Origin of the sequence: Oceanobacter sp. 3_MG-2023, from assembly GCF_030688925.1 — a bacterium.
Taxonomy (GTDB): Bacteria; Pseudomonadota; Gammaproteobacteria; order Pseudomonadales; family Oceanobacteraceae; genus Oceanobacter.
The window spans coordinates 85,366-111,778 of the sequence record NZ_JAUYVX010000008.1 but is presented as its reverse complement, the minus strand read 5'-3'; the positions used below and the strand labels follow the sequence as shown (position 1 = coordinate 111,778).

Sequence of the window (26,413 nt, the reverse complement as noted above, 5' to 3'; positions counted from 1 at the left end):
TACAATGTTTTTGATTATTGTGTTCAGTTTACACCTGTCGCAGCCACCGGCGGCGGCACTCAGGAGGCATCATGAATTCGGATTATCCCCGCGACCTGATCGGTTATGGCGACCAGCCACCCCATCCACAGTGGCCCAACAAGGCCCGCCTGGCGTTGTCGTTTGTGCTCAACTACGAAGAAGGTGGCGAGCGCTGTGTCTTGCATGGCGATAAAGAGTCCGAAGCCTTTCTGTCGGAAATGCCCGGTGCCCAGGCGTTAGCCGGGGTACGACACATGAGCATGGAATCGATCTATGAATACGGCAGCCGGGCCGGTGTCTGGCGGGTATTGAAACTGTTTGAACGGAATAATATTCCGCTGACGATTTTTGCCGTGGCGATGGCCGCTGAGCGTCACCCTGAAGTCATCAAGGCGATGGTGGCAGCCGGTCATGAGATTTGTAGCCATGGCTACCGCTGGATCGATTATCAGTACATGGACAAGACCGAAGAGGCCGAGCACCTGCAAAAAGCCATCGAGATTCTGACCAATATTACCGGCGAACGGCCGTTAGGCTGGTACACCGGGCGTACCGGCCCCAACAGCCGCGACGTCGTGATGGAAGAAGGTGGCTTTCTGTACGACTCCGACGCGTACGACGACGACCTGCCGTATTGGGTCGATGGCCCGGAAAAACCGCATCTGGTGATTCCTTACACCCTCGACAGTAACGATATGCGGTTTGCCACTCCACAAGGATTTAACTGCGGAGAGCAGTTTTATCAGTACCTGAAAGACAGCTTTGATGTGCTGTACGCCGAAGGCGAAAGCGCACCCAAAATGCTGTCGATCGGATTGCACTGCCGCCTGATTGGCCGACCTGGCCGATTGGCATCGCTGCAGCGTTTTATTGAATACGCCAGCAGCCACGAAGACGTCTGGTTCTGCCGTCGGGTCGATATCGCCCGGCATTGGCATGAACACTTCCCTCCCCATTCCAAGTAGGCCCCAACAGCATGAATACAGAACAACTGCGTCAATACGTTAACCTCGCCAGCGCCCGCCTGGGTGCCAAAGTAATCGCCGTGACCGACGATTGGTTTGCCGCCGCCGATCGGATGCTGAACCCGGAAGAGCCGGTCTGGCAGGAAGGTGTCTATGACGACAACGGCAAATGGATGGACGGCTGGGAGTCACGCCGGAAACGCGGGCCGGGTTATGACCATGCGGTTGTGCGCCTGGGGGTGGCGGGCGTGATCAAGGCGGTGGATATCGATACCCGTTACTTTACCGGCAACTATCCGCCGTCGGCGTCTTTGGAGGGTTGTTTTTGTCCCGAAGGGGACCCGAATAACGATACGGTCTGGCAAGAGGTGTTGCCGTCGGTGTCATTGCAGGGCAACAGCCAGCATGTGCACCCGATTGCGTCCGACCAACCCTGGACGCATTTGCGCCTGAATATCTTTCCTGATGGTGGTGTGGCGCGTTTGAAGGTTTACGGTGTGCCGTACCGGGACTGGTCGACCCAGTCTGCGGATGAATCGATCGATCTTGCTGCAGCTCTTAACGGAGGGCGGGCGCTGGCGTGTAATGACCAGCACTTTGGCCATATGAGCAATCTGATTGCACCGGGCCGTGGTATCAATATGGGGGATGGCTGGGAAACGGCTCGTCGCCGTACTCCGGGTTTTGACTGGGTGATTCTGGCCCTGGGCCACAAGGGCACAATCGAGGAATTGATCATCGATACCCTGCACTTCAAGGGTAACTACCCGGATAGCTGCTCGATTCAGGCTGCCTGTGTCACCGGTGGTTCTGATGACCAGATCGAAGCACAAAGCCTGTACTGGCAGGAGCTGTTGCCATCGCAGAAATTGCAGATGAACCAGGAACATACGTTCAAGGAACAGTTGCAGGGGCTGGGAGCCGTGACACATATCCGGGTCAATATCTTCCCGGATGGTGGCATCAGCCGCGTGCGGGCATTCGGTAAAATCAGTCAGTAATAACGTCGTCAATCCCGCCCGCAAGACGTATCCACCCGGATAACTGCTCCGGGCGGATACGGGCGGACGGACTCAGCTTTCTTCCGCTCGATAGGCGTAGGTGCTGTTGAAGCAATAAATCATCCAGTCTCCGGCAGAAATCGGCTCGTATTTGGGCGTTTCGCCTTCGCTGCAGCAGTTTGGCAGGCAGCTGACGTCGGTATCAAAATCCGGTTCAACAAAAAACGGCATGGAATAACGCTCGGCTCCGGATGGACTGTATACCCGGTGTGGCGTCGATTTGTAACGGTCGTTACTCCAGCGCGCCATCATATTGCCGATGTTGATCACAAAGGTATCTGCAATCGGTGGGGCATCAACCCAGTGGCCGTTGACGTCCTGCACCTGTAAGCCGCCAATCTCATCTTGCCAAAGAATGGTAATACAGCCGTAGTCGCTGTGGGCACCTGCGCCCATGGCTGCTTGTGCTGTTGTGTCTGGCCGTTCAGGGTAGTGTAAAAAACGCAGCACGCTGAGCGGGTGGTCGAACTTGTCGTCGAAAAACGTTTCATCCAGCTCCAGTGCGATGGCGAGGGCACTGAGAATATTTTTGCCCAGCGCCAGCATATCCCAGTAATGAGTTTCCATTTTGGCCTGAAAACCTTCAATGGCATCCGGGTATTGGTTGGGGCCATACAAGGGGCGTTCCGGGCCGATCAGGGGGTGATCGGCGGGCAGGTTGAGGCCCATATCAAAGGATTCTTTCCAGTCGCCGGGATGGCTTGGATCAAGCTGTTCGGCGGCGGTTTCGCCATAACCACGGTGGTTGGCGGACAAGCGAATATTGATCTTGAGTTTTTCTGCGGCGGGGAGAGCGAAGAATTCTTCCGCCAGTTGGCGCATGTCAGCCATACGTTCACGGCTGATGGGGTGGCCGGTGATATAGAAAAAACCGCTGTGCTGGCAGGCATGGTCGATGGCGTTGGCAACCTGTTCCTTGCCGTCATGGTCTTGCTGGTACAGAGGGGAGATATCAATCAGGGGAATATTCATAAGCGGAGATCCAATAAAAAAACCTGTCCGCCTCTTGTCTGGCGATAAGAGAGGACAGGTAATACCAGCTAACCGAGCGGTATTCTTTGCGGTTGGGCCTGACCGGCCATCATGGTGAAGGTGTCATGATGGCCGTTACCCGGTGTATTACTTCGGAATGTCGGCTTTGATGCCTTCAACATACCAGTTCATTTTTTCCAGATCGGCGAAGGTCATTTTGGTACCAGCCGGTACTTTCAATTCGCCCTTGTTGTCTTTCAGAGGGCCAGTGAAAGGATAAACACTGCCATCCTTGATGCCTGCGATCAGTTCTTCAGCATGAGTGACGACATCGGCAGGAATGCTTTTGTTGAAGCCAGGTACCACAATCGCGCCTTCTTTCATGCCTTCGACGTGGGCAGAAGCTGTCCAGGTGCCATCCATAACGGCTTTAACGGTATTGATGTAGTGCGGGCCCCATTCGTCAACGACCGACATCAGGTGAGCCTTAGGTCCAAACGAGGACATATCGGATGCCTGGCCAACGGCGTATTTGCCGCGACGTTCAGCAGCCTGCATGGCGGCAGGTGAATCGGTGTGCTGCAGAATGACATCCACACCCTGGTCCATCATGGCGTTGGCAGCATCCGCTTCTTTACCCGGATCGAACCAGCTGTTGACCCAGATGATTTTCAACTCGGCTTCCGGGTTGTATTTGCTCAGTGCGAGTTGCACGGTGTTGATATCACGGATGACTTCCGGAATCGGGAACGAGGCAATGTAGCCGACCTTGTTGGACTTGGTGACCTGGGATGCCACGTAGCCAGCAATGTAACGGCCTTCGTAAGTGGTGGAAACGTAAGTGCCCATGTTTTTGGACGTCTTGTAACCGGTAGCGTGTTCAAACTTTACTTTGGGAAATTGTTTGGCGACTTTGAGGGTCGGGTTCATAAAGCCGAACGAGGTGGTGAAGATCAGGTCATGGCCGGTTTTGGCGAGGTTGCGAATCACACGCTCGGCGTCCGCACCTTCGGCTACGTTTTCAACGTAAGTGGTTTCAACCTTGTCACCATAATACTCTTCAACCGACAGGCGGCCCTGATCGTGCTGATAAGACCAGCCGTGGTCGCCGATTGGGCCGACATACACAAAACCAACCTTAAACGGATCAGCTGCCATCGCGGCGGGAATAGAAAGAGCAGCCATCAGGGTTCCGGCGGCCAGACCGCTGATCAGCTTGTGAAATTGACGTCGTTTCATCCGTCCTTCTCCTGTAGTGGCAAGTGACATTGCCGGTTTAAAAAAAAATTGACCGTTTGGACAGTATTTTAGATAAGCAAAATCCTGACCAACTGAGAGAGATAACCCGGTTTTATTTTATTCCCCGGTATTATGGGCGTTTGAGTGTGGAATATCAGGTCGTTCGGGATGCAAAAGCGCCAGGGTGGAACCGGGTTCGGTCGAGCATGCTTGGCAGTGGTGCATAGGGTTATTGATCAGGCACTCAAATGTAGCAGAGACGATCCGAGGGTGGGAAGAGGCAGGGAATAATCAGGCAAGAGGCAGGCAAGAGACAGGAAAGCGGGATGGGCTGGCGATCCCCGCTAATCCATATCGGGCCAGAGGGCCGGATTGGCGGGGATACGTACGGCGGGGCGTTACTTCAGTTTGATGGTGAAGTGCTTCTTGATCGGCTCAATGATTTTCCAATGGCCTTTGAAGTTGGCCTCCAGAGTCACGGCATCACCAGCGCCGATTTCAACCGCTTCACCGCCATCCGGGGTGATGATGGCCTTGCCTTCAATGACGTGGATAAATTCCCAGCCAGCGTATTCAGCGTAATAGGTGCCCGGGGTGGCTTCCCACCAACCGGCGATCATGGATTCATCCGGGGAGGTGTATTCAATCCAGGTTTTCATGGTGGGATTGCCTTCGACCTTGGACCAACCGGCCAGGTCGTCGGTGATTACCTCAACGGAAGGTGCAGGAATCTTGGTAACAGTCATGGTATGGGCCTCGATGGAATCTGACAAAGATGCGCATGGCGCGCAGGGATAGAACAAACAGCTTGGGCAAATCCTCTCTGCCACCGTGGTGCCAGAGAGGGCAAACTGAGGAATTATTCCCCAGCGGCGCGCTTGATTTCTTCGGGCTTGGGTTCGTCGTTGAGGTAAGCCTCAAGGGAGTCGTCCAGGGCATACAACCACGGCGTGTGGTGAGCCGGAGACGGCGTACCGGTCATTACTGACGGGAAGGAATAATCACGGAAGGTCATGATGTCTTGCTTCTTGTGTTTCTTCCAGATCAGGAACGTCTCGTTCACCGCCGGAATATCAAAGCTCGGGTAATCGGTATCGTCGATCAGATCCTGAATATAGGCACCCTGGAACTCGTAGTTTTCCTTGTCGGTTTCCAGCTTGAGCTCGTTTTCACGCCACTGGGCACTGTGTGCTTCCATCTCTGCTTTCGATGGTAAAGGAATACGGCCCATGATGACGTCACGGGTGTACCAGGCCTGGGCATCAAACATATTGAAGCTGTACCACTGGTCTTGCATGCCGAGGTAGAACAACTTGGTGTTTTCTTCCCAGACGACGCCTTTGTAGAGACCCAGAGGCCACAGGCGGTTGTTGGTTTTCAGGCGCAGCTCTTCTGGCAGGAACGGGAACGAGTGCAGGTAACCGGTACACAGAATAATGGCATCGACCTGTTTGCTGCTGCCATCAGAAAAGAACACGGTGTTGCCTTCAACGTGGGTCATGGCCGGTTTTTCTTCCCAGTTGGCTGGCCATTTGTAACCCATCGGCGCACTGCGGTAGCAGGAAGTAATAGAGCGAGCGCCGTATTTGTAACACTGGGAACCGATGTCTTCAGCAGAGTAGCTGGAGCCAACAACAAGGATGTCCTTGTCTTTGAATTCCAGTGCATCGCGGAAGTCATGAGCGTGCAGAATACGGCCGCCAAAACTTTCGAAGCCTGGGTATTCCGGTACAAATGGGGTTGAGAAGTGACCGCTGGCCACTACCACAAAGTCAAAAACTTCTTCGTATACGGTGTCGTTATTGTGGTCGTGAACCGAGACAGTGAAGTTGTCGTCGGCTTTGTTGTATTCAATATGACGAACCGGGGAGTTGAAACGGATGTACTTGCGGACATCGGCTTTTTCCACTCGACCCTTGATGTAGTCCCACAGCACTTCACGTGGTGGGTAGGAGGCAATGGGTTTGCCGAAATGTTCATCAAAGCTGTAGTCGGCAAATTCCAGTGCTTCTTTCGGGCCATTAGACCACAGATAGCGGTACATGGAGCTGGGCACGGGTTCGCCGTTCTCATCCAGACCGGTGCGCCAGGTGTAGTTCCACTGGCCGCCCCAGTCGGATTGTTTTTCGAAACAAACCAGTTCAGGGATGTCGGCACCTTTGGACTGGGCGGACTGAAAGGCTCGGAGTTGGGCCAGGCCGCTTGGGCCAGCGCCAATAATCGCAACGCGTTGAGTCATGTCTTTTCTCCTGCTACAGAAAAATTATTGTGGGGAAAAATTTATGACGATTGATGCATCAGGGGTATTCCCCCGTGAGGGTACGCAAAAGGGGTTAGGTCAGGGTTAGGTTGGGGTAAGTGACGGGCAAAAGTCGCCGTTTTGCTGTTGTAGTTGCTGATGATATTGCCTTAGTATTTTGAGCGTATTGTTATTAACAGGCGTTCAGGGTAGCAGACTGACCGTGCCAGGTAACGTCTGCAGCGGCAATACGGGTAGCCGCAGACATGAAAATGGATTTGAAGAGGTATGTTGTATGAGCGATAAAATGAGTGAACCGGCACTGTATGCGTTCAAGATAGCCTTTACCTATATGCCAAAAGCCATAGAGGTTACAAAGTATGAATACGGCGATCGCTACCAGATAGTGCTGGATCAAATCGCGGCTGTCAGGGAGATATTGCTGGAAAACGGAGTGGATCCAGACGAAGTGGATGGGGAAATCAATCCGGACTCTGCGCCTAATTCAAGTTATTAAGCATCACCCGCCCACTGCCGCTTAAAGGGCGGCAGTGGTTTGGAGTCGCTAGATGCCCAGTTTGTCTCGCATGTCGTAATAAAAGGCGCCCATGGCAGTGTAAGGAATACGCATCAGACGGCCGCCCGGGAACGGGTATTGCGGCAAGCTGGCCATCACATCAAAACGTTCTGCCTGACCCTGAATCGCACTGGCGATCAATTCTCCGGCAAGGTGTGTCGAGGTAACGCCATGGCCGCTGTAGCCTTGAGCGTAATAGACATTGTCGCCAATTCGACCAAATTGCGGCAGCCGCATCAGCGTCAACAGGAAGTTACCGGTCCAGGCATAGTCAATCTTGACGTCTTTCAACATCGGAAAGGTTTTCAGCATTTTGGGGCGAATCAACGCTTCCACCTTGTCAGGCTCCCGCGCGCCATAGGTGACACCACCGCCATAAATCAGTCGGCCATCACCACTGAGGCGGAAATAATCCAGCAGATAATTACAGTCTTCAACACAGTGATCCCCTGGCAACAGCTGACGCTGCAACGCCAGACTGAGTGGTGCTGTGGTAATCACCTGGGTGCCACAGGGCATGGCTTTTTGTTGCAGCTTCGGCAGCAGGCCATTGAGATAGGCATTGCCTGCCACCATCACAAAATTGGCCGTTACCTGCCCTTGTGCGGTTTTGACCACCGCCGGGTTGCCTTGCTGGACATCAATCACTGGCGAGTCTTCAAAGAGCCGGCCCCCCATTGATTCAATCGCCGCCGCCTCACCCAGCGCCAGATTCAGCGGATGAATATGGCCACCACTATGATCCAGCAAGGCCCCGGTGTAGCGCTCGGTACCAACATATTCCTGCACCTGGTGCGCATCGAGCATCTCCATCTGTTGATGACCGTGCTGCTCCCAGAGGGCTTTTTTGGCTTCCAGTTCGCGCAGTTGTTTCGGGTTGCAGGCCGCAAAAATACCGCCGTCCTTGAGATCACACTGAATATCGTACTGCTTGACCAGACGGCGAATAATCTGCCCACCCTCAAACGCCATCTTGCCCATGGCATTGGCCGTTTTCTGGCCGTAATGCTGGGCAATAAAATCCATGTCGCGGCTATAGCTGTGAACAATCTGGCCGCCGTTACGACCGGAGGCCCCAAAGCCGATACGGCTGGCTTCCAGAACCACAACGGAAAAGCCGCGCTCAGCCAGATGTAACGCTGTCGACAGGCCGGTGTAACCCGCACCAATGACGCAGACATCGGCGGTGATATGGTCATGCAGGGCTGGACGTTGCGGCTGTGGATTGGCCGAGGCAGCATAATATGAAGAAGGATAGGTGGCTGTCATCGTAGGTCTCTCTGGGGCGGATTGAGGGGCTGGCCCGATGCTCCCAAGATAGGGCGACGGCTGTCTGGTCGCCATACCCACCGGGGGATATATCCTGCTGTTAGCCAGAGTGATTTGATAGCACCACAGGCATGGGCCGGAGCTTTCAGAGCGGTCTGGTTTGCGGCTCAGCTTCTGGCCGGACTCCCCAGCGACGATAATACGTAAGGTTTTATCAACATAAGCGATGATCTGGCTGTATTTATTGGCAGATTTCTGCACGCTATAACAACGTAAAGTCGAATAACAGGTCGAGAAACTATGAATGTGTTACTCCAAAACAGCCTGCTGGTAAAAACACAGGGACTGATTAATGGCGCATGGGTCGATGCCGACCAGCACACGACGCTGGTGGTCGATAACCCGGCAACCGGTGACGCGCTGGTCTCGGTAGCGGATATGGGCGCGGCAGAAACCCGCCGCGCCATCGATGCAGCTCATACCGCTTTACCCGGCTGGTCGGCCACCAGTGCCACCAAACGCAGCCGGATTCTGGAAGCCTGGTACGACCTGGTGGTTCAGCATGTGGATGAACTGGCGTCGATCCTGACTGCAGAACAAGGCAAACCGCTGGCAGAAGCCAAGGGCGAGGTGCTTTATGGTGCTTCCTATATCAAGTGGTTCGCAGAAGAAGCACGACGTATTTATGGTGATGTGATTCCGGCGGCACAAGCCGATCGCCGCAATATCGTGATCAAGCAACCGGTGGGTGTTGTGGCCGCCATTACACCGTGGAATTTCCCCAGCGCCATGCTGGCACGCAAAATGGCTCCGGCCTTGGCCGCGGGTTGTACCATCGTCTGCAAACCGGCAGCGGAAACCCCGTTGTCGGCATTGGCGCTGGGCGTGCTGGCGCAACAGGCCGGCGTCCCGGCCGGGGTGATCAATATGGTTGTCGGCTCCGATGCCCCCGCCATTGGGAACGAACTGACCAGTAGCCCTCTGGTGCGCAAGGTAACCTTTACCGGCTCAACCCCGGTGGGCAAGCTGCTGATGAAACAATGCGCCGATACCGTCAAGCGCACTTCCATGGAGCTGGGGGGTAATGCCCCTATTATCATCTTTGATGATGCCGATCTGGATCAGGCCATTAACGGCGCGTTGATTTCCAAATTCCGCAATTCCGGTCAGACCTGCATCTGTTCCAATCGCCTGTTGGTACAGTCCGGTATTTACGACCGTTTTATCGAACGTCTGTCAGAGGCCGTGAGTGAATTCCGTCTGGGTGCCGGTCAGGATAGCAATACCACCCATGGCCCGTTGATTACCGACAAGGCCGCCCAGGGGGTGGATGAAAAAGTCAAAGACGCCGTAGCCCAAGGGGCACGGGTAGTGATTGGTGGTGCGCCTGCGGAGCAGGGAAGCCGCTTCTATCAACCGACCATTCTGGCCGATGCCACGCCGGATATGCGTGTTTTCCGCGAAGAAATCTTTGGCCCGGTTGCCCCCGTTTTCCGCTTTGAAACCGATGACGAAGCGATTGCATTGGCCAACAGCACCGAATATGGCCTGGCAGCGTATGTGTTTACCCAGAACCTGAGCCGTATCTGGCGGGTTTCAGAAGCCATTGATTTTGGCATGGTGGGTGTCAACGAAACCGCCATCAGCTCAGAAGCCATTCCTTTTGGCGGCGTGAAAGAATCCGGCCAGGGCCGCGAAGGCTCGAAGTATGGGCTGGATGATTATCTCGAAACCAAACTGATCTGCCTCGGCGGGCTGTAACAGCGGATTGAAGACCCGATTGGCGACGGTTATCCAGCCGTCGCCATACCGGCGCTGGATCAGCACCAGCACTGACCCGGTTATCCAACCAGGCACAATAAACCAGGCACAACAATATACCAGCGGACGAGCCCTGCCGCAGAACTCGCCCTTATTACCCATCCATCCCGCCAAGCCGGGTGACGAATATCGAGGTTGCTATGTCTCACATGATTTACCCCACCACCAACTTCGCCGCTACCGAAACGATGAACATCGCTCGGGGTGACGGTATCTACGTGTACGACGACCAGGGCAAGCAATACCTCGAAGGTATGTCGGGATTGTGGTGCGCTTCACTGGGTTACAATAATGCCGAACTGATCGAAGCCGCTGTCAAACAGATGGAAACCCTGTCGTTTGCCCATATGTTCAGCGGCAAAACCCACGATGTCGGCATGCAGCTGGCAGACACACTGACCGCCATGGTGCCGGTCGACAATGCCCGCGTCTTTTTTGGCAGCTCCGGTTCCGATGCCAACGACACCCAGATCAAGCTGCTGCGTTACTACTTTGCTGCCATCGGCAAGCCGGAAAAACGCAAGATCATCGCCCGTGAACGTTCTTACCATGGTGTCACCGTTGCGGCCGCCTGTCTGACCGGGTTGCCCATCAACCAGGCCAACTTTGACCTGCCGGTCGAGGCCATGGGGATTCTGCGCACCGATGCACCGCATTACCTGCGCGGCAAGCTGGACGGCGAAAGCGAAAGCCAGTTTGTTGACCGTATAGTCGCCAATCTGGAAGCCATGATTGTGCGTGAAGGCCCGGAAACCATCGCTGCCTTTATTGCTGAACCGATTACCGGTGCCTCCGGCGTGATCGTACCGCCTGCCGGTTATTATGAAAAAGTACAGGCCACCCTGAACAAATACGACATCCTGTTCTGGGCCGACGAAGTGATCACCGGCTTTGGCCGTACCGGCAACGACTTTGGCTCCACCACCATGGGTATCAAGCCCGATATGATGAGTTTTGCCAAACAGCTGTCATCCGCTTATGTGCCGATTTCAGCTTCCGTGATCCGGGGTGATATGTACGAAGCCATGATCGACCCTTGCAACAAGCTGGGTGTATTTGGCCATGGCTACACCTATTCCGCCCACCCGCTGGCCTGTGCCGTGGCATTAAAAACCCTGGAAATCTATCAGCGCGACAACCTCTTTGCCAAAGCCGCAGCCACCGGTGACTACCTGCAAACCCGGCTGCGTGAATTCAACGACCACCCGTTAGTGGGCGAAGTGCGTGGTACCGGCATGATCGCTGCCATTGAAATGGTGGCGGACAAGGAAACCAAGGCTGCTTTCCCGGATGGCAAGGTTGGTTACTTTGGAGCTAACGCCTGTCAGGAGCATGGGTTGATCAGTCGCCCGGTGGCAGGGTCATCACTGGCGCTGTGTCCGCCACTGATCACGACCGAAGCCCAGATCGACGAAATCATCGACAAAATGGGCCGGGCTCTGGACGACACGCTGGCGTTTGTACAAAAACAGGGCTGAATCGTTCATCGATTCCCTTGCCTGGTTGCCAATGCTCCGGCATCTGGCAGAAGCATTTGCCTCCGCTTGCGGGGGCTTTTTTGTGGCTGCGTGGGGTATCCTGCGAAGCAGCCCACGTGTTTGTGTCCCCAACATTTGATTGTTAGCTGCCACTTATTAGTAATGGTAGCGACACGAGATAACAATAATTGCCGTATCATCCACGGCGTATACCAAACGATTGGTATCATCTATTCTGCGAGACCAGAAGCCTGAAAGGTTTTCTTTAAGGGCTTCCGGTTTTCCAATTCCATCAAACGGAGAACGCTGAACATCGGTAATCAAGGTATCGATGCGTTTCAAGGTTTTCTTGTCTTGAGTCTGCCAATAAACGTAACTATTCCAGGCTTCATCAGTCCATGATAATAACCTGTCACTCATCAATAAGATCTCGCTGAGTCGTTTTACCCGTTTTAAACTGCGTAATTGAACGATTTAAGTGTTCGGCGTTCGCTGGTGAGCGAAGTAAATGTACAGTTTCCATAAGGCTGTTGTAGTAATCCAATGACATTACAACAGCATCTTCAGAGTCACGACGAGTGATTACAGTAGTATCCGCATCGTTAATAACATTGTCCAAGACGGCTTTTAGACCATTTCGGGCTTCAGTAAAAGAGACAATTCTCATTGTGTATCTCACTTGTACAGGATATAGCACAAGTCTAGCTTGAAGATAAATACATGTACAGAATGTTGTGCATAACTTCGTCTTGGCAGTTAACGCCCTCAGTCCGCGCGGCTTTGTAAAGATCCAGCTTTTCAGAAGCGAGGTAGTGCAGGCCGTGGCTGTCGGCCCAGCTGCCGGACGCCATGAAGCACCAGCAACAGCACCGCCAGCCAGATAGGGACATACATCCACAGATCCGCTGCAACAAAGGGCTCACCCAACAGCAAGGCCACCACAAACAGCAACAGCGGTTCGACATAACCCAACATACCAAACAGAGCAAAAGGCAGGCGTTGCCCGGCTCCCAGATAACAAAACAGCGCCGTACTGCTGAGTAGACCAAGCCCGATCAGTACCGGCCAGGATGACGCCTCCCGCGCCACAAAAAAATCGGCATTAAAGTCCCACATAAACAATATGATCAGGGCCGGGGGCAGCATCACCAGATGCTCGATAAAAATACCACTCAACCCTTTCAGGGCCAGCCGTTTCCTGAGCATGAAATAGGGTGGAAAACCCAGCATTACAATCAGGGATACCGGTGAAAAGTGGCCATGCAATATCAATCCGGCCAGCACCCCGGCCAGCGCCAGAGTCACCGCCAGTGCTTGTAATGGACGGATGGTTTCGTGATACAGAAAGCGCCCGATCACCACCATAAGCAGAGGCAGCAGAAAATACCCCATCGCCAGCGCCTGACCTTCACCGTTCATCGGTGCCCAGCCAAACAGCGCGAGTTGCATTGCAATCAGGCCGCTACAGAGCAAGGTCGAGAAGCCATTGCCGGGGCGGCCAAACAAACGTCGGATATCGGTCCAAACACGCTGGCTGCTGCGGCTAAACAGCACTAGCAAAGCAAAGATCAGCAGTGAAAAAATGATCCGCCAGCCGAAGACCGACGGCCCATCCAGAGGCGATAACAACACACTGTAATACGACAGCAGGCCAAACAACACGGAGGCCGCAATGGACAGCAGAACGCCTGTAAACAACATAAAACTCCCATGCCCGCTGTCGGCAGAGGGCGTATCAGACGTTAATCATTCGTTTTGCAGCGCGCTATGGATGCGCTGCATCAGATCGGCAGTATTGGTGACTTCACCAAATTCGTAGGCCATCGCCGTCAGGGCAATGCGTTGTACCTCGTCTGCCGATACCTCACCAAACCCCATATCCGGATAGGGCATGGCTGCATTGGCATCGCTTAGCGCAATCATCCGGTATTCGCGGTGTACACCATCTCGCATGGTCGTTTCACAGCAGACATTGGTCACCGTGCCGCAGACAATCAGGGTATCGATGTCTTTCATCCGCAGGATCATGTCGAGATCGGTGTTATGAAAACCACTGTAAAACAACTTGTCGACGACAATGTCACCGTCTTGTGGCTGCAGCTCATCGATCACTTCAATGGCCGGGTTGGAACGCGCAAACTGGGCATCGGCATCCGGATACAAGTCGCGGAAACGCCCGGTGTCAGAGCCATCTCCCCGCACTACATGGCGTAAATAAATTACTGGCATGGCCGCGGCACGCATGTATTCGGACAGGCGTTTGATGGGCGCAATAATGGCCCTGCTTGACGGCACAAACAAGGCACCGTCCTGCTCGCAAAAAATCTTTTGCATATCAACAATAATCAGCGCTGTGCGCCGGGGGTTAATGGCCCATTCAACTTTTTTCAACATGGTTCGCTGACCTCTTTCTATGTTACTGATTACTGGTATTCGGCATTGCAGCCATGTTTACCACGACGGCGATGGCTACCATGACATGAAAACGAACCGGGTTGGCATCCGCTTTGACAGCAAGGGCGTACTAACCGGCCATCTCTGGGTGCTGATCCGCGCTGGTGATGCGGTAAGGCAGGGTGTGTGGCAAGGCGGGTGTGGCAGGCGTGTTGGCAGACCGCCTGCGGGTTCTGGTGGTGGCATAATGGCGGCAGGGAAGGTGATGCCGTGACCGCGGCCGAACCTCGCATCAATCCTCCGCTGCCAGGCAGGAGTGATCGTATCGGAATGCTTGCAGGGCATCACACCGGACAACCCTGCGGATGTTGGTCAACTCAATGCTTGATCATTACATGACGGACGGTGGTGTAGTCTTCCAGGCCGTACATCGACATATCCTTGCCATAACCCGACATTTTCATGCCGCCATGGGGCATTTCGCTGGTCAGCATAAAGTGGGTATTGACCCAGGTGCAGCCGTATTGCAAGCGGGCGCTGAGGCGGGCTGCACGACCGGTGTCAGCGGTCCAGAGGGACGAGGCGAGGCCGTAATCGGAGTCGTTGGCCCAGGCCAGAGCCTGGGCTTCGGTGTCGAATTCGGTGATCGAGACCACCGGGCCAAAGACTTCACGGCGGACGATTTCATCTTCCTGCCGGGCACCAACAATCAGGGTCGGCTCGTAGAAATAGCCTGCGCGATCGGCAATCTTGCCACCGGTGGCGATGGTGATATGCGGTTGTTCGCGGGCGCGATCCACAAAACCGGCCACCCGTTCGAGGTGAGCCTGGGAAACCAGCGGCCCCATTTCCGTGCCGTCTTCGTACTGGCTGCCGATTTTGATGGTGGAGACGGCCGCGGTCAGTTTATCGACCAGCTGCTGGTACACACCTTTCTGGGCGTAGATGCGACAGGCGGCGGTACAGTCCTGTCCGGCGTTGTAGTAGCCGAAGGCCCGCAAACTTTCGACGGCGTCGTCGATATCCGCATCATCAAAAATCAGTACCGGTGCCTTGCCACCCAGTTCCATATGGGTGCGTTTCATATCTTCGGTGCTGGATTGCACGATTTTCTGGCCGGTGGCGATCGAGCCGGTCAGCGACACCATACGCACTCCCGGGTGAGTGGTCAGCGTGGCTCCGACGCTGGCACCGCCGCCAAACACCGTGTTGACGACGCCCGCCGGGAAAATCTCCTGCATGATTTCACCCAGCTTGAGAGTGGTCAGCGGGGTTAGCTCCGATGGCTTGAGTACCACACAGTTACCGGCGGCGAGCGCGGGTGCCAGCTTCCAGGAAGCCATCATCAAGGGGTAATTCCAGGGCGCGATGGAAGCCACAACACCGAGCGGATCACGGCGAATCATGGAAGTAAAACCGGGCAGGTATTCGGCCGCTGCGGAACCACTGAGACAACGGGAGGCACCGGCAAAAAAGCGGAAGACATCCGCAACAGCCGGGATTTCGTCGTCCTGCATGGCGGCAAAGGGTTTGCCGGTGTCGTTACATTCGAGGCGGGCAAGCTCTTCGCCCATGGCTTCAATACGATCGGCCAATTGCAGCAGCAGGTAAGCGCGGTCTTTGGGCGCTTGCTGGCTCCAGCTGTCGAAAGCGTCATCAGCGGCACTGACGGCGGTGTTGACCTGGGCGTCGGTGGCTTCGGCAATCCGGCACAGTACCTCGCCAGTGGCCGGATTAAATACTTCCAGTTGCTTGCCTTCGCCAGCAATCAGTTCGCCGTTGATCAGCATTTTATTAAGCATGGTAGTGGGCATGGTATTGGGCCTCTTGGTTCAGACGATAGGTCGGACAGGTGTCAGATAAAGTGGATAGGTCAGTGCTCATGAAAGATTGCCTCGTTATTTACCGCTACCGGCAACGTCATCGCCACCCTTGGTAAGGAGGTACGCCAGAAAAACCGGCACCATGGTGGCGAGCATTACCATCAGGGCAACCACGTTGGTGACTGGCACATCCCGTGGTCGGGTCAGCTGGTTCAGCAGCCAGATCGGCAGAGGTTTTTCGTGACCGGCAGTAAAGGTGGTGACAATCAGTTCATCAAACGACAGCGCAAACGCCAGCATGCCCCCGGCCAGCATGGCGGTGCCCAGATTTGGCAACAGGATATAGCGAAAGGTCTGCCAGCCATCCGCGCCAAGATCCATCGAGGCTTCGATCAGGCTGCCGGAAGTGCGCCGAAAACGCGCCACCACATTGTTGTAAACAATCACCACACAAAAGGTGGCATGGCCGACAACAATGGTAAGGATACCGGGCTGGATATCCATGGCCTGGAAGGCCTGCAACAGTGCCAGACCGGTGATAATACCGGGCAGGGCAATGGGCAGAATCAACATCAGGGTGATGCTGTCTTTACCGAAAAACGAACGGCGATACATGGCCGCCGCTGCCAGCGTGCCCAGCACCATGGCAATCGCAGTGGCAAGGCTGGCAATTTTCAGCGACAGGCCAATCGACTCCAGCACATCAGCCCGTCCGAAGGCGACGCTGAACCAGTGCAGGGTAAATCCCTTGGGTGGGAAGCTGAAAGCCGACTCCTCGGTGTTAAAGGCATACATCGCAATAATCACAATGGGGAAGTGCAGGAACACCAGACCGCCCCAGGCGGCGCATTTCAGCCACACACTGGCGTGTTGATCAGAGTGCATCAAAAGCTCCCATACGTTTCACAATCGACAGATAAATCGCAATCAGCACAATCGGCACCAGCGTAAATGCGGCGGCCATTGGCATGTTGCCAATCGACCCTTGTTGTACGTACACCATACTGCCAAGGAACAGGCCCGGCGGTCCCACCAGTTGCGGCACAATGTAATCCCCCAGAGTCAGAGAAAAGGTAAAGATGGAACCGGCGGCAATCCCCGGTACCGACAACGGCAGAATAACGTGGCGGAAGGTTCTGAACGGAGTAGCGCCGAGGTCGGAAGAGGCCTGCAACAGCGACGGTGGCAGGCGTTCCAGCGATGCCTGAATCGGCAGAATCATAAAAGGCAACCAGATGTAGGTGAACACCAGAAAACGCCCGAGACTGGAAGTCGATAGCGTATTGCCTCCCACACCGGGAAGCGCCAGTAGCGCATCCAGCAACGGTGTCAGACCGAGCAGATGAACAAACCACTGCGACACCCCTTCCTGTGCCAGCAGCAGCGTCCAGGCATAAGCCTTGACGATGTAACTGGTCCACATCGGCAGCATCACGGCAAGATAGAAAAAGGCCTTGATACGACCACTGGCGTAACGCGCCATATAATACGCCACCGGGAAAGCCAATATCGCACTGAACGCCGAGACCGCCAGCGCCATCAGCAGGGTACGCAGGATGATGTCGAAGTTGGCGGGATCAAACAGCCGGGCATAGTTTTCCAGCGTCAGGGTATGGTTCACCAGCATGGTGAAGTCGTCGAAGGTGTACAGCCCTTGCCATAACAGCGCCAGCAGCGAGGCAATATACACCGAGCCAAACCACAGCAGCGGCGGTAGCAGCAGTAAGGCCAGCAGCAGATTGGGGCGACGATAAAGCCGATCCGCCGCCCGATACAGCAGCCCGGATGGCGGCGTGAAAACAGGGCTGTTGTCAGCCGCTGGCAGTGACGATCTTGAAGTCATGTCAGACACTCGCGTTATCCCGCAAAGACACCATGGCCTGACGGCTCCAGCTGACCTGAACCGATTGCCCCGGCAACCGTGCGGTGTGGTTCGACAACAGGCTGTTGGCCTCGGAGGCGGCGATGCTGACACCGGGTTCCAGCTCCACTTCAATACGGGTGTTTGAGCCCTGATATTGCACGTCTTTAATCACCCCGGGCAGGTTGATGAGCTCGGTGGATGCCGTGTCCGATGGAACAGCGGAGCCGGAGTGCCTGATCGAAATATATTCCGGTCGAATCGCCAGCGCGGCGGATTTTCCCGACAATTGCTGCGCCAGTGCACCGTGCAAGACATTGGAAGAACCGACAAAACCGGCCACAAACGCCGTTTGCGGCTGGTTGTACAGGTTGCGGGGTGAATCCAGTTGCTCAATCCGGCCCTGGTTAAACACCGCCACGCGATCCGACATCGACAGCGCCTCGGTCTGGTCGTGGGTAACAAACACAAAAGTGATACCGAGCTGGCGTTGCAGCCGTTTCAGTTCCCCTTGCATTTGCTCGCGTAATTTCAGATCCAGTGCCCCCAGCGGCTCGTCCAGCAGCAGCACCCTGGGGCGATTGACCAATGCCCGGGCCAATGCAATCCGCTGACGCTGACCACCAGACAGTTGCGCCGGCTTGCGTTGGCCATACTGCCCCAGCGCCACCATATCCAGCGCTTCGGCGGCGCGATGCTGGCGCTCTTTTTTATTGACGCCCTTGACCATCAGCCCATAGGCAATGTTGTCGAGCACGTTCATATGGGGAAACAGGGCGTAGTCCTGAAACACCGTATTGACGTTACGCTGGTACGGCGGAAGCCCGGTAGCGTCGCGGCCATGAATGATGACATGGCCATCGTCCGGTTGCTCGAACCCGGCAATCAGCCGCAGGCAGGTGGTTTTGCCGGAACCCGAAGGCCCCAGCATGGAAAAAAACTCGCCTTCTGCAATTTTCAGCGAGACCTGATCAACTGCCCGGACATCGCCGAAGCAGCGGCTGGTTTGGCAAAACTCAACAGCGGTATTCATAAAATATATCGTGTCCTGTGAACGCATTGCCGGGCCAGCAGGCCCGGCAGTCAACCTGTATTCATACAGCGCTTGTACTGCGCAGGCTCAGCGGCCGCCCATAATGGCGATGTAATCCCGGGTCCAGCGGCTGTAGGAAACACAGCTGCCCTGACTGCTGCAGTTAGAGGTTGGCGTTTTCCAGAAAAACACCTGGTCGAAGTTATCCATCCCATTGGTTGTGCAACCTTCGGCACCCAGCAGTGCATTGTTATCACAGGCGGCGGGCACCGCCGGAACGGAACCAAACCAGGACGCCAGGTCACCTTGCAACTTGGGGGTGATCGACCAGTTGAGCCACTCGTAAGCACAGTTCGGATGGGCCGCATCCGTAGCCAACATGGTGGTGTCAGCCCAGCCAGTTACCCCTTCCTGCGGAAACGCCGTGGCTACCGGGGCACCTTCTGCGATCAGGATATTGGCCATAAAAGGCCAGCTGCTGGAGGCCACAACGCCTTCGTTCTTGAAATCGCTCATCTGCACGTTGTAGTCGTGCCAGTAACGATGGATCAGGCTGTGTTGCGTGCGTAATAGCGCCAGTACCGCGCTGTACTGGGTTTCGTTCAGTTCGTACGGGTCCTTGATACCCAGTTCCGGGCGGGCAGACTTCAGGTACAGCGCGGCATCGGCCAGATAGATGGCACCGTCATAGGCCTGCACCCGCCCCTTGTTGGACTGGCCATCGGGCAGGGTTGTGGCTTCAAACACCACACTCCAGCTGTCCGGTGCCTGTTTGAATACATCGGTGTTGTACATCATCAGGTTGGGACCCCACTGGAAGGGCACGCCGTAGTGTTTGCCATCAAGGGTAAACCAGGGCGCGTTTTGCAGCCGTGGGTCGATACTGCTCCAGGCCTTGATCTTGCTGGTATCGATTGGTTGTACCCGCTTGCCGTAAATCAGTCGTAACGAAGCATCACCGGATGCCGTTACCAGATCGTAACCGCCCTTGGCCATCAGGCTGACCATTTCGTCCGAGGTCGCTGCGGTTTTGACATTGACGGAACAACCGGTGGACTGCTCAAAGCCGCTGACCCAGTCATAGGCGGGGTCGGTATCGCCGCGTTCAATGTAGCCGGGCCAGGCGATAATATCGACGCGGCCTTCTCCCTGGGAGCCAGCCAGCGCAGTCAGTGCGCTGCCAGCCAACAAGGTGCTGAGTATCAGATGACGTGTTGCCATGGGGTTTTCCTCTGCCTGAACGTATGGAAGGCTTGCGCCGGTTTAGCGTCGTGTCCCGAGCGCCGCTACGGATGGCGGAAGCTGTGGAACGGGATGCAACGAGAGCCTCAGGCTAAAGCGAGGGGTTTATCTGGCTCCAATTGTTAATTAAGAAAGAAGCCTTCTGAAAAAACGATAGCTACGAAAAACTTAGCAGTGGTATATCCAAAACAGATTGTTAATACTGGCGTAAGCCCCGGTATTTACAGGAAAACCCTTGTCTGGCGCAGATGACGGACGGACGTTAGTCACCGCCATCAGGACCCGGCAGCTACCGCGGGTGTGAGTGACATTGCTAACAATGAATATATGCCCGGAAGACATGTACAGAAAATATGCCCAACGCAACCATGACCGCCCTTGGACAACACCTCGCGGAGCACCTGTTTTACCATGATGAGCCTGCGCCAGATCCGATACTTTATAGCCATTGCCGAAACCGGGTCGGTATCGGCGGCGGCCCAGGCGGTGCCGATTTCCCAGTCGACCCTCACCACCGCCATCAAACAGCTGGAAGATGACCTCGGCGTCACCCTGTTCAGTCGGCACGCCAAGGGCATGGAGCTGACGCACCAGGGGCACCAGTTTTTGCGTCAGGCACATCTGGTGCTGGCATCGGTAGACAACGCCCGGCGCAGCCTGCAACAAAGTACCGAAACCGTAACCGGTGAATTGACCATCGGCGTGACCAGTCTGGTCGCCGGATATTATCTGGCTGATCTGCTGGCGCGTTTCCAGCGCATTTATCACCGCGTCAAATTACGGGTGGTTGAAGATGACCGGGACTATATCGAGCATCTGTTAGTCAGTGGTGAGATCGATGTCGGGGTGTTGATCCTGTCGAATCTCAAATACCTCAGCGCCCTGAATACCGAAGTACTGACCTTTTCCCATTACCGTCTCTGGTTACCGCCCGATCACGAACTGCTGCAGCTCGACAGCATTGGCTTCAAGGATTTACTGCATGAGCCGCTGATTCTGCTTAACGTCGATGAGATGGAACAACGTATTCGTAACCTCTGGGCGCAGGCCGACAGCAAGCCCACCGTCAGCCTGCGCAGCGCCTCGGTAGAAGCGGTGCGCAGTCTGGTATCTGCGGGTATGGGAGTGGCGCTGATGCCTGATATGACCTACCGGCCGTGGTCAGTCGAAGGTGATACCGTCGAGGCCCGTCGTATCACCGAAGTATCAGAAACCCTCGATATCGGACTGGCCTGGCGGCGCGGAGGTGCCCGTAATCCACTGATTGACCTGTTCCTGCCAGTGGCCCGGGAATCCCTGCCGGTACGCCATAACCACGCCAACAGCTGACGACCAGCCGGGAGAGAAGCCATGAATGCCAACAAGCTGCCGACCAATATCCTGATACAGGGCCAGCGTATGGCCGGAGATGGAGAGGCTGAAGCCGTCATCAACCCGCGTAGCGGTGAGTTATTGATCAACTTGCCACAGGCATCTGCCGAGCAGGTTGATGCTGCTGTAGCCGCTGCCCGTCAGGCTGCCAGGATATGGCGCCAGACCAGCCCCGGCGAACGGGCGGCCATGTTGCTGGCCATCGCCGCCGGTATCGATGCCCGCGCCACGGAACTGGTGCAACTGGAAGCGCTGAATTGTGGCAAACCCTTGCATCAGGTGGCCGAAGACGACGTACTGGCCACTGCCGATGTGTTCCGCTTTTTTGCCGCGGCAGTACGTTGCCAGTCCGCCCCGGCTGCCGGTGAATACCTGCCCGGCCACACCAGCATGATTCGCCGCGACCCGATTGGTGTGGTGGCGGCCATCGCCCCCTGGAACTACCCGCTGATGATGGCCGCCTGGAAAATTGCCCCGGTGATCGCCGCAGGCAACACCATGGTATTCAAACCGTCGGAACAAACGCCACTGACGGCGCTGGTCCTGGCCGATATTCTGGATGCGGTACTGCCGCCCGGTGTCGTCAATATAGTGTTGGGGCGCGGCGACAGCGTCGGCAGCCAGCTGATCAACCACCGACATGTCCGCATGGTATCTCTGACCGGTGATATCTCTACCGGACAAAAAGTCTTGCAGGCGGCGCGGCGCTCAATCAAACGTACGCATCTGGAACTGGGCGGCAAAGCCCCGGTGATTGTGCTGGCAGACGCCAACCTCGATGCGGTGGTTGAAGGGGTGGGGCGCTATGGCTACTACAACGCCGGGCAAGACTGCACCGCCGCTTGCCATATTTACGCTGACGCCCGTATTTATCAGCCGCTGATTGAAGCACTGGCAGAGAAAGTCGCCTCGCTGACCTTTAACCAGGCCGACGACCGTTGCAATGATCTTGGCCCGCTGATCAGCCAGCGCCAGCGCAACAGCGTCGCCAGTTTTGTCGAACGGGCGCTCGAACAACCCCATATCCAGCTGCTGGCAGGTGGGCAGATACCCGAAGGCCCCGGCTTTTATTACCAGCCGACCTTGCTGGCCGGTGCTCGCCACGACGATGAAATAGTCCGCCGGGAAGTCTTCGGCCCAGTGGTCTCCGTCACCTCTTGCCCAACCACACAACAAGCCATCGACTGGGCCAACGATTCCGAATACGCCCTGGCCTCATCGGTCTGGTCCGGGCATATCGGCCGCGCCATGGCCACCGCCAGTCAGCTCGAATACGGCACCACCTGGATCAATAACCACTTTATACTCCCCAGCGAAATGCCCCACGGCGGCCTGAAAAGCTCCGGTTATGGCAAAGACCTCTCCGCCAGCGCACTGGAAGAGTTTTCCGTGGCCCGCCATATCATGCTGAGTCATCGGTCGTGATGGATGGGTTGGCTACTCTGCGACAAGCCGTGTGGTGACGGCAAAAGGGTTGGTATATTGGCAGCACCCGGGACGACACAAACCGTGCCTGATGCCAGCGTGCATAGCTAGAAACACCCCCACGGGCGTGGGGACGACGAGCCGTTGATTTCAAACACTCGGCCAATTTCCGAAACACCCCCACGGGCGTGGGGACGACTCTAAAACATCAAGGGGAAAAATGATGAATACAGAAACACCCCCACGGGCGTGGGGACGACTCCAAAATCATCACTCACAGCAATATCCCCTTAGAAACACCCCCACGGGCGTGGGGACGACTCGGCAGGCGTACTGTCGAACTCCCAAAGCTGAGAAACACCCCCACGGGCGTGGGGACGACGGACAATGGGGACTTATACTATCTAGTAGGCTGGAAACACCCCCACGGGCGTGGGGACGACTTCAACCACGCCGTTATGTTATGCCGTTGTCGGAAACACCCCCACGGGCGTGGGGACGACATTCATCAACGGGGTTGGGTTTTTGGATAATTGGAAACACCCCCACGGGCGTGGGGACGACATACATATCACAACCCTGTGCATAGCTACGCCAGAAACACCCCCACGGGCGTGGGGACGACTGCGCTTTACTGCTGTCATTATTTTTCCCCTTGGAAACACCCCCACGGGCGTGGGGACGACTATCTGGTGATGCGGCTGGTAATTCAATGTATAGAAACACCCCCACGGGCGTGGGGACGACGGCCAAGAAGGTCGTCCAGTCCACCGCCGTCAAGAAACACCCCCACGGGCGTGGGGACGACTACAACATCTGGATCTGATGGAGATGCTTTTTAGAAACACCCCCACGGGCGTGGGGACGACGCGCGCAGTACGAAATGACAACGAATCGGGTAACCAACACCCCCACGGGCGTGGGGACGACGCATACCGGATTACTTCGCGGGTAATGATTTTGGAAACACCCCCACGGGCGTGGGGACGACCGGTCAAAGCCAGCACGGACGGCATTAGTTCTGGAAACACCCCCACGGGCGTGGGGACGACTGAGGCGGATTATTGGACGCCGCCGATCTCTCCGAAACACCCCCACGGGCGTGGGGACGACTCTCCCGCAGTCGCGCATCTTCTGCCGCCTGGAGAAACACCCCCACGGGCGTGGGGACGACCCAACAGCAATACCAACAAGCGGGCGTGCAAAAGAAACACCCCCACGGGCGTGGGGACGACGGCTACAATGTCATCGCTCACTGCGGCACCTCGGAAACACCCCCACGGGCGTGGGGACGACAAGCAGCAGGCCACGGCGCCGGGTACCGGTTTGGAAACACCCCCACGGGCGTGGGGACGACACGGAAACACTACACTCGACGGATGTCGAGTTAGAAACACCCCCACGGGCGTGGGGACGACAGGCAGAGTGGGGCGTTGTCGTTGGTCTCTGGAGAAACACCCCCACGGGCGTGGGGACGACAGCTCACAGGCTATATCCATGGCCACAGTGTGGGAAACACCCCCACGGGCGTGGGGACGACGGGTTAATATGACGCCGTACTGGCAAGGCATGAGAAACACCCCCACGGGCGTGGGGACGACATTTGTGGTCAACCAACCGGGAGGGGTTCAGAAGAAACACCCCCACGGGCGTGGGGACGACGACTCTTCTGCTGCAATGCGTTCGCGCTCTGCAGAAACACCCCCACGGGCGTGGGGACGACCCGACTGACTGCCACCCATGGCCAACACCTGAGGAAACACCCCCACGGGCGTGGGGACGACTATCAATTTTAAGGTTCAGCAGGCTGGTATTTGGAAACACCCCCACGGGCGTGGGGACGACATCAGAACAACGCCCATGGCTGCTCGTAGTGGGGAAACACCCCCACGGGCGTGGGGACGACGCAATCCGTCCCCACGCGGTGTGATGGGTCAGGGAAACACCCCCACGGGCGTGGGGACGACGAGATTGCCCAGACAATCAGCACCCGACTGAAAGAAACACCCCCACGGGCGTGGGGACGACTTGATGAGCTGGCGCGATTTGATGAGTCCAATAGAAACACCCCCACGGGCGTGGGGACGACCGGGCGCGGTTCCTCCTACCGGGACGACGTCTAGAAACACCCCCACGGGCGTGGGGACGACAACGCAATACGCCTCTGCCAGCGGGCGTGAATAGAAACACCCCCACGGGCGTGGGGACGACCAGAGCTGGCGGAAGACCCAGAAACCGGCGATAGAAACACCCCCACGGGCGTGGGGACGACAACGCACTTGAATATGGTGCTAAAAAAACAGAAGAAACACCCCCACGGGCGTGGGGACGACTGTGAACGCCTCAAGGCCTTCAAACCCAACTGAGAAACACCCCCACGGGCGTGGGGACGACTCGCTGTCGGTAGTGTCGTCCGGCTCGCTGTCAGAAACACCCCCACGGGCGTGGGGACGACTGGGTTCTGTCTGGGCTATGAATACCGGGACAAGAAACACCCCCACGGGCGTGGGGACGACGGTCGTACCCCTGAGATGATAAAATGGCGTTCAGAAACACCCCCACGGGCGTGGGGACGACTTTTCACCGGTGAAATGGTTCACCGCTTCAATAGAAACACCCCCACGGGCGTGGGGACGACAATGAGCCGCCGGTACCGCCAACAGCAATGCCAGAAACACCCCCACGGGCGTGGGGACGACGCTGCTTCGACAGTGCCGGCAATTTCCGCCACGGAAACACCCCCACGGGCGTGGGGACGACCTCTGGATCTTTTCTGTGCCAGTTCCATGCGTAGAAACACCCCCACGGGCGTGGGGACGACAAAAGCCTTGGCGAAAAAAGTTGATTTAGCCAAGAAACACCCCCACGGGCGTGGGGACGACGTTGCAGATGATCCCAATCGAACACCGAACCGGGAAACACCCCCACGGGCGTGGGGACGACAAAGCCAGGCAAGAAAAAGGCGGTTAAAAATGAGAAACACCCCCACGGGCGTGGGGACGACTTAACAAACAGTCCCACATCCTCAACAGATATAGAAACACCCCCACGGGCGTGGGGACGACGCCAATCCAATGGCCTCGAGAAACACATCCTCAGAAACACCCCCACGGGCGTGGGGACGACCCATATCGGTTTCGTCGATGTGCAGCGGCTGGGGAAACACCCCCACGGGCGTGGGGACGACAATCCGTTCTCATCAGGCGTCGGTGTATACAAAGAAACACCCCCACGGGCGTGGGGACGACCCGTCCCTGAGTCGCACACAGCACCTGCAGACGGAAACACCCCCACGGGCGTGGGGACGACCCTGAACATTTAAACAGTGTTTTATTTGATTTTCACCTGTTTATTAAAGAGCGTGGTGTTACGAATTCAAGCTTTCAATAATCAGCTGTAATCCCGATATGTCGACCACGGGTTTTCGAGGCTTGCCTTTGTAGCGAATTTCGTAGCCTGGAGGTGCAGGAATACTGCGAAACAACATCAAACCCGATTCTATCGGGCAGTGTTGCATCAGGTAATCGATGACGGTTTGCGCTACCGAATCCTTCACACCAGATACAAATACGTTGGGACGAGGCTCTACAAACCAGAGTTTCATTCGCCCACGTACGGCGGG

At 56.1% G+C, this 26,413-nt stretch carries 22 protein-coding genes and 1 CRISPR repeat array; of the genes, 7 read left to right on the top strand and 15 right to left on the bottom strand.

What is annotated here, in order from left to right; all coding sequences use genetic code 11:
• Positions 1–71 precede the first annotated feature (71 nt).
• Both puuE and alc read left to right on the top strand, forming a co-directional pair.
• Positions 72–986: an allantoinase PuuE gene (gene puuE / locus Q8W32_RS09170; protein ID WP_303434140.1), complete on the top strand. Its 915-nt coding sequence runs from the start codon at positions 72–74 to the stop codon at positions 984–986.
• 11 nt (positions 987–997) lie between these two features.
• A complete protein-coding gene (alc, locus tag Q8W32_RS09165; protein WP_303434139.1) occupies positions 998–1,987 on the top strand; it encodes an allantoicase in 990 nt (329 codons plus the stop codon).
• Positions 1,988–2,059: 72 nt separating this feature from the next.
• On the opposite strand, the gene Q8W32_RS09160 is transcribed toward alc, so the two are convergent.
• The 4 genes from Q8W32_RS09160 to Q8W32_RS09145 form a co-directional block, all read right to left on the bottom strand.
• Positions 2,060–3,019 (bottom strand): isopenicillin N synthase family oxygenase, encoded by a 960-nt coding sequence (locus Q8W32_RS09160; protein ID WP_305414635.1) that lies wholly within the window; start codon positions 3,017–3,019, stop codon positions 2,060–2,062.
• A gap of 147 nt (positions 3,020–3,166) precedes the next feature.
• The gene (locus Q8W32_RS09155) at positions 3,167–4,258 is read right to left on the bottom strand and encodes a BMP family ABC transporter substrate-binding protein (protein WP_370693324.1); all 1,092 of its coding nucleotides are present in this window, start codon (positions 4,256–4,258) and stop codon (positions 3,167–3,169) included.
• A 398-nt stretch (positions 4,259–4,656) separates the two neighbouring features.
• The gene (locus Q8W32_RS09150) at positions 4,657–5,004 is read right to left on the bottom strand and encodes a cupin domain-containing protein (RefSeq protein ID WP_303434137.1); all 348 of its coding nucleotides are present in this window, start codon (positions 5,002–5,004) and stop codon (positions 4,657–4,659) included.
• A gap of 113 nt (positions 5,005–5,117) precedes the next feature.
• Positions 5,118–6,497, bottom strand: coding sequence for an NAD(P)-binding domain-containing protein (locus Q8W32_RS09145; protein ID WP_303434136.1), 1,380 nt, complete (start codon positions 6,495–6,497; stop codon positions 5,118–5,120).
• Between the two features lie 295 nt (positions 6,498–6,792).
• On the opposite strand from Q8W32_RS09145, the gene Q8W32_RS09140 reads away from it, so the two are divergent.
• Positions 6,793–7,014 (top strand): hypothetical protein, encoded by a 222-nt coding sequence (locus Q8W32_RS09140; protein ID WP_303434135.1) that lies wholly within the window; start codon positions 6,793–6,795, stop codon positions 7,012–7,014.
• A gap of 48 nt (positions 7,015–7,062) precedes the next feature.
• Here Q8W32_RS09140 and Q8W32_RS09135 read toward each other — a convergent pair whose 3' ends face one another.
• Entirely contained in the window at positions 7,063–8,343 is a 1,281-nt protein-coding gene (locus Q8W32_RS09135; protein ID WP_305414634.1) for an FAD-binding oxidoreductase, read from the bottom strand.
• Positions 8,344–8,643: 300 nt separating this feature from the next.
• Between Q8W32_RS09135 and Q8W32_RS09130 the strand changes: the two genes are divergently transcribed.
• A complete protein-coding gene (locus Q8W32_RS09130; RefSeq protein WP_303434133.1) occupies positions 8,644–10,104 on the top strand; it encodes an NAD-dependent succinate-semialdehyde dehydrogenase in 1,461 nt (486 codons plus the stop codon).
• Between the two features lie 200 nt (positions 10,105–10,304).
• Complete coding sequence (locus Q8W32_RS09125) at positions 10,305–11,642, top strand: aminotransferase (protein ID WP_305414633.1); 1,338 nt, start codon at positions 10,305–10,307, stop codon at positions 11,640–11,642.
• A gap of 156 nt (positions 11,643–11,798) precedes the next feature.
• On the opposite strand, the gene Q8W32_RS09120 is transcribed toward Q8W32_RS09125, so the two are convergent.
• The 9 genes from Q8W32_RS09120 to Q8W32_RS09080 all read right to left on the bottom strand — a co-directional run bounded on the left by Q8W32_RS09120 (position 11,799) and on the right by Q8W32_RS09080 (position 19,974).
• Positions 11,799–12,062 (bottom strand): Txe/YoeB family addiction module toxin, encoded by a 264-nt coding sequence (locus Q8W32_RS09120; RefSeq protein WP_305414631.1) that lies wholly within the window; start codon positions 12,060–12,062, stop codon positions 11,799–11,801.
• Positions 12,055–12,309 carry a type II toxin-antitoxin system Phd/YefM family antitoxin gene (locus Q8W32_RS09115; protein WP_303434130.1) on the bottom strand — a complete coding sequence of 85 codons (255 nt, stop codon included), beginning with the start codon at positions 12,307–12,309 and terminating at the stop codon, positions 12,055–12,057. Before Q8W32_RS09115 ends, Q8W32_RS09120 begins: the two co-directional genes overlap by 8 nt.
• A gap of 131 nt (positions 12,310–12,440) precedes the next feature.
• Entirely contained in the window at positions 12,441–13,343 is a 903-nt protein-coding gene (rarD, locus tag Q8W32_RS09110; RefSeq protein ID WP_303434129.1) for an EamA family transporter RarD, read from the bottom strand.
• Between the two features lie 45 nt (positions 13,344–13,388).
• Positions 13,389–14,036, bottom strand: coding sequence for a cysteine hydrolase family protein (locus Q8W32_RS09105; RefSeq protein WP_305414629.1), 648 nt, complete (start codon positions 14,034–14,036; stop codon positions 13,389–13,391).
• Positions 14,037–14,413: 377 nt separating this feature from the next.
• On the bottom strand, positions 14,414–15,850 hold the full coding sequence (locus Q8W32_RS09100; protein WP_305414627.1) for a gamma-aminobutyraldehyde dehydrogenase: 1,437 nt from the start codon (positions 15,848–15,850) through the stop codon (positions 14,414–14,416).
• Positions 15,851–15,934: 84 nt separating this feature from the next.
• On the bottom strand, positions 15,935–16,744 hold the full coding sequence (locus Q8W32_RS09095; protein WP_303434125.1) for an ABC transporter permease: 810 nt from the start codon (positions 16,742–16,744) through the stop codon (positions 15,935–15,937).
• Entirely contained in the window at positions 16,734–17,702 is a 969-nt protein-coding gene (locus tag Q8W32_RS09090) for an ABC transporter permease (protein ID WP_305414625.1), read from the bottom strand. Before Q8W32_RS09090 ends, Q8W32_RS09095 begins: the two co-directional genes overlap by 11 nt.
• Before the next feature lies 1 nt (position 17,703).
• Entirely contained in the window at positions 17,704–18,753 is a 1,050-nt protein-coding gene (locus tag Q8W32_RS09085) for an ABC transporter ATP-binding protein (RefSeq protein WP_305414624.1), read from the bottom strand.
• An 87-nt stretch (positions 18,754–18,840) separates the two neighbouring features.
• Positions 18,841–19,974: an ABC transporter substrate-binding protein gene (locus Q8W32_RS09080; RefSeq protein WP_303434123.1), complete on the bottom strand. Its 1,134-nt coding sequence runs from the start codon at positions 19,972–19,974 to the stop codon at positions 18,841–18,843.
• Positions 19,975–20,406: 432 nt separating this feature from the next.
• Between Q8W32_RS09080 and Q8W32_RS09075 the strand changes: the two genes are divergently transcribed.
• Positions 20,407–21,324 (top strand): LysR family transcriptional regulator, encoded by a 918-nt coding sequence (locus tag Q8W32_RS09075; RefSeq protein ID WP_303434122.1) that lies wholly within the window; start codon positions 20,407–20,409, stop codon positions 21,322–21,324.
• 21 nt (positions 21,325–21,345) lie between these two features.
• On the top strand, positions 21,346–22,791 hold the full coding sequence (locus Q8W32_RS09070) for a gamma-aminobutyraldehyde dehydrogenase (RefSeq protein WP_305414623.1): 1,446 nt from the start codon (positions 21,346–21,348) through the stop codon (positions 22,789–22,791).
• A 110-nt stretch (positions 22,792–22,901) separates the two neighbouring features.
• A CRISPR array of direct repeats spans positions 22,902–26,100; the repeat unit is 28 nt; unit sequence GAAACACCCCCACGGGCGTGGGGACGAC.
• Between the two features lie 58 nt (positions 26,101–26,158).
• Here the strand turns inward: Q8W32_RS09070 and cas2e are convergent.
• Complete coding sequence (gene cas2e / locus Q8W32_RS09065; protein WP_305414621.1) at positions 26,159–26,395, bottom strand: type I-E CRISPR-associated endoribonuclease Cas2e; 237 nt, start codon at positions 26,393–26,395, stop codon at positions 26,159–26,161.
• Between the last annotated feature and the right edge of the window lie 18 nt (positions 26,396–26,413).